Origin of the sequence: Microbacterium sp. (assembly GCF_011620715.1) — a bacterium.
GTDB lineage: Bacteria > Actinomycetota > Actinomycetes > Actinomycetales > Microbacteriaceae > Microbacterium.
The window spans coordinates 1-4,564 of record NZ_WOYP01000060.1; the positions used below are offsets into that span (position 1 = coordinate 1).

4 protein-coding genes are annotated in these 4,564 nt (G+C 62.9%); all 4 read left to right on the plus strand.

Annotation, left to right across the window (positions count from 1 at the left end):
- Positions 1–45: 45 nt before the first annotated feature.
- Positions 46–1,593 (plus strand): AMP-binding protein, encoded by a 1,548-nt coding sequence (locus QZV84_RS05635; RefSeq protein ID WP_292826610.1) that lies wholly within the window; start codon positions 46–48, stop codon positions 1,591–1,593.
- 58 nt (positions 1,594–1,651) lie between these two features.
- Entirely contained in the window at positions 1,652–3,022 is a 1,371-nt protein-coding gene (locus tag QZV84_RS05640) for an amidohydrolase family protein (RefSeq protein WP_292826616.1), read from the plus strand.
- Positions 3,023–3,118: 96 nt separating this feature from the next.
- Positions 3,119–3,211, plus strand: a complete 93-nt coding sequence (locus QZV84_RS11445; RefSeq protein WP_363331885.1) for a hypothetical protein — start codon at positions 3,119–3,121, stop codon at positions 3,209–3,211.
- A 211-nt stretch (positions 3,212–3,422) separates the two neighbouring features.
- Positions 3,423–4,400 (plus strand): LLM class flavin-dependent oxidoreductase, encoded by a 978-nt coding sequence (locus QZV84_RS05645; RefSeq protein ID WP_292826613.1) that lies wholly within the window; start codon positions 3,423–3,425, stop codon positions 4,398–4,400.
- The last annotated feature ends 164 nt before the right edge of the window (positions 4,401–4,564 follow it).

Here is a 4,564-nt window from a genome sequence, read left to right on the forward strand (position 1 = left end):
AACCCGATTTAATCGTTCACCCGCGCGCAGCGCAATGGAGGTTGTATGAATCTGTCAATGGTCGTCGATATTCCCGCGATGATCGTGCCCGATGAGCCGGCGGTCTTCGAGGAGGCACACGAAGAGACGTACCAGGAGATCAGGGACGAGTCGGCGCGTCAGGCCACACTTTTCGAGTCGCTGGGGGTGACTCTTGGTGATCGTGTCGGACTGCTCGCAACGAACAAGACCGGCACGCTTCCCGCATTCTTCGGGGTTCTGATGACCGGTGCCACTGTGGTGCCGATGAACTACCGGGCGCGCGGGAGCGAACTGAGCCACTTGGTGAGCGACTCCGGTGTCACACTCATGATCACTGAAGACCGCTACGTCGACAGCATCGTCGCGGCCGGGATCACGCGTGACCGTATCCTCACCCTCGAGGAGGCGAGTTCCCGCGCTGCCGGCCTTGAGCCGAAGGCCGAGTCCGCTGAAGTCGAAGACTCGGACGTTGCCATCATGCTCTATACGAGCGGCACGACATCGCTGCCCAAGGGTGTCCTGCTCACCCACGGCGGTTTCACCCAATACGTCATGAGTCAGGGTGAGGCGGCCGACGGGGACTTCCACGGCAGGGTCGCTCTCGCAGCTCCCCTCTACCATGTCGCGGGGCTGTCAGCATTGACCGTTTCGCTGTTCTCAGGGCGTGAGACTTACCTCATCGACTTCGAGGCCGGGAAGTGGCTCGAAACGGTGCAGAATCGTAAGATCACCCACGCATTCCTGGTGCCCTCCATGGTTTCGTTGGTGCTGAGGCACCCCGACTTCGATAAGTTCGACCTGTCGAGCCTGGAAATGCTCACCTACGGCGCCGCGCCGATGCCGCCGGCTGTTCGTGCAGCGATGCTTGAACGCTTCCCGACGAGCATCTCCTTCTCGTGCGCCTACGGGCAGACCGAAACCAACTCCACAGTGGCAGTTCTCGGTCCCGACGATCATCGCCTCGAGGGAACGCCGGAAGAAATCGAACTCAAGCGGCACCGTTTGACGTCGGTCGGCAGGCCGTTGCCCGATGTCGAGATCCGCGTGATCGACGAGCAAGGGCACGAGGCTGGTCCTAACGTGACCGGAGAGGTGTACCTGCGCACCGACCGCGCAATGGCCGGCTACTGGGGAAAGGGTGGGGGCGCCCGCGTCATTCTGGACTCCGAGCACTGGGTCCACACGGGAGACCTGGGTCATCTCGATGAGGATGGATACCTGTTCCTCACCGGCCGGGCAAGCGACCTGATCATCCGCGGAGGCGAGAACATCTCTCCGAGTGAGATCGAGGAAGTGCTGGACCGCCACGAGGACGTCGAAGAAGCGGTGGCATTCGCAGTGGTCGATGACCACTGGGGTGAGCGCGTGGAAGCGGCGGTTCGTCTCGTGCCGAACGCAACCGTGACCGAGGACGAACTCATCGAGATGTGCAAGGCGTCCCTGTCCGGAGCCAAGCGTCCCGACCGCGTGCATGTGGTGGAGGACTTTCCGCGCACCGCAACAGGAAAGGTTCTCCGTCGCATGCTGAGCAAGGAGTTCGCGCCGACGCAGGTGGTGGATGTGGCGGACTGAAGCCAACCCCCTGCATCATCGACGTGGACGCTGGGTTCGTGAGGCGCCCATCGAGTTGATGGTTTCCGGTGGGCGCATCGAACAGATTCGGCCGCTGGGCCCCGGGCGGGATGCCGTTGAGCCGGTAGTCCTGCCCGGGTTCCATGACTCACATATCCACCTTCGGGCCGCTGCAGCCGCACGGCTCTCGGTCGATCTGAGCACCTCGAGTTCCATCCCCGATCTTCTTGCGTCTCTGCGAAGCCGCGCCGGCGACTTCGAGGGGAGGTGGATTCGCGGTTGGGGGTGGGACGAGAGCTCCCTCAAGGAGAGGCGCGCACCTACGATTGCCGAAATTGATTCGGTCACCGTAGACCAGCCTTGCGTGCTCCATCATCGGACGGGGAAGCTGGTCATCCTCAACTCGGCGGCATGGCGGATTCTGGCCGGTCCCGTCAGTGAACGGGATCCCATCTCGGAGCCGCTTCGTGCTGACGAGGCCCTGTTGCAGAAGATGCCACGTCAACCCGAGGAAGCCCTCGAGTCTGCTCTGGCGGACCTTTCCGGTGAACTCGCGGCCGCGGGAGTGACGAGCGTGACTGACGCGACCGCCACAAACACGTGGGACGATATCGCGCGTATTGACGACTGGGTGCGGCGCGGCGTGGTGCGTCAGCGGGTCAATGCGCTTCTCGCCTTCGATCAGGTTTCGGCCGCTTCAGGAATCGAAGACGGTATGCCGACCCACGGTACGGTGCGCGTGCTTGGCGCCAAGGTGGCTGCGCCGGCCGACAGCATCACTGACCGCGTGAGACATGTGCGGGAGTACGGCTGGCCCGTTGCCATTCATGCCACCGAGCCCGATGAGCTGGAGGCGGCGTTGGAAGCGATCAGCGAATGCGGTCCGCCGGCGTGGGGGCGCGACCGGATTGAGCACCTCGGTCTTCCCTTGCCGGGCCATCTCGAGCGCATTCGGGCCGAGGGAATCGCTGTCACCACCAATCCCGCTTTCGTGACGGAGCGCGGACAGAAATACCGTGAGTTGCTGAGCGCGGTAGAACAGCAATGGCTCTATCCATTGCGCAGCGTCTTGGCGCAGGGAATACCACTGGCAGCGGCCAGTGATCGCCCTGTCACTGCGGCAACTCCACTGGTTACGATGGCAGCCGCGGTACACCGCCGTCCTCGAGTGGGCGATGCCGAACCGTTGGGCCCGGAAGAGCGGGTGACGCCGGACGAGGCTCTTTCGCTCGTCACCGACAGAGCTGAGGTAGATGGCCCAGCACCCGATCGGCGCCGCGGTCCCGGTTCGTCGGCGTCTGATGTGCACCTGAACGCCGACTTGGTAGTCCTGAGCGATGACCCTCGAAGGCTGTGTGAGGAGACCGGCGTGCTGGCGACCTTCGTGGGTGGGCGCGTGATCTGGGGTGCACAGGAGGCGGCTGAGTAGTCACCTCGTGGGGTTCGGATGTGCAAGAATGAAGCGTCCAGTGATGACCGGCAGGAAGGGCAGGTTCTGAATACCATGAACCAAGCGGGTAAGCGAATGAAGTGCGAAGTATGCGGCGCGGAACTGGTCGTGACCAAGGCGGGCGATGGCACATTGCAGTGCGACGACGTCGATATGGTATTGAAATAGGATTCCCCGTTTCTACAATGCACTTCTTAGAACTACAAGAGGATAAGTAACGATGCTGAAGGTCGGAAAGCGGTACACATGCGAGACGTGCGGCACGCAAGTGCTCATCACGAAACCCGGCGGTGAGACGGACCCGAAGTGTCATGGGGCTCCAATCACGATCGAGGAGCCGAAGCAGCTCGCTTCTTCGGATTGAGATGAGGCGCGCATTGTGGCGCGACTTGGAACGGCGCTCATAACTCGAGCGCCGTTCGCTCAACTGATCGAGCAGGCGAATCTTGTCGAGGGCTTGGGTTACGACCGCATCTGGATTCCCGAAATATCCGGCCGCGATGCCTTCGTGACGGCGGCGGTTCTGGCAACCCAGACCCATTCGATCGGTATCGGGCTCGGGGTGGTGCCGTTACCTTCGCGACCACTGCCCGCGCTGGAGATGGCGACGGCAGCTCTCGCGGAATGCGCGCCTGGGCGCGTCGCCGTGGGTCTGGGTGCCGGTCACAGAGAGACAGCGGCGAGCCAGTTCGGCTGGCCTGGATCGTCAACGCCCGCAGCCGTCGGTGAAGCGATTGTGTCGTTGCGCGAAGCGTTGCGTAGCGCAACCTTGCATCACCGTGGCGCTAGTGGTGAACCGCTGGTCCTCCAGTTGCGAGGGCAACATGTGCAGACGCCACCCGAACTGTTCGTCGGTGCTCTCCGGGACCGAATGGTGACCGTAGCGGCGCAAAACGCAGACGGGATGCTTCTCAATTGGGTCACTGAGCGTCGTGCAGCACGGCTCTGTGAGGTTGCTGCTGCGCGACGAACCGATCGGCAATTCACCACCGCGGCATATGTGCCCGTCTGTGTCGTGGACGGCGCGACAGCTCGTGAAGAAGCGTATCGAGAGGTTGCCGGCCAGCTTTCGTCATACCTCCAGCTTTCGGCTTATGGAGATCTGCTGTCGGATGACGGCTATGCCGAGGACGTAGAGGCGGTGCGCGCGGCCCGACGCCGCGGGCAGGATGCGGCGGCAGCCGTCAGCGCGAGACTGGTCGAGGCGGTGGCTCTGATCGGCGACGCTGACGAGGTGAAGGCCGGCCTCAACCGTCTTCGAGCCGCCGGAATCGATGAGCCCGTGCTTGCACCGGTCACTGTGGGCGCGGATTCGGCGGCATCGCTGTTCGGCACATGGGCTGCGCTGGCCGAGTGATGCGTGGGGAGTGAAACCCGGTGCAGACGAGCTGTCTGTTCGGAGCCCCGCGACACTGGGGGGTTGTCACATTCCGTTCCGGTCTCATACGCTGATGGGGCGGCCGCGTGGCCATACGTCAACAGAAGATCAGGTGTGAGAAATGCCCGAGGCAGTAATCGTTT

Bases quoted from the DNA above. Each gene is read 5' to 3' on its own strand.
- QZV84_RS11445 (WP_363331885.1), top strand. From the start codon at position 3,119: ATGAAGTGCGAAGTATGCGGCGCGGAACTGGTCGTGACCAAGGCGGGC.
- QZV84_RS05640 (WP_292826616.1), top strand. From the start codon at position 1,652: ATGGTTTCCGGTGGGCGCATCGAACAGATTCGGCCGCTGGGCCCCGGG.
- QZV84_RS05635 (WP_292826610.1), top strand. From the start codon at position 46: ATGAATCTGTCAATGGTCGTCGATATTCCCGCGATGATCGTGCCCGAT.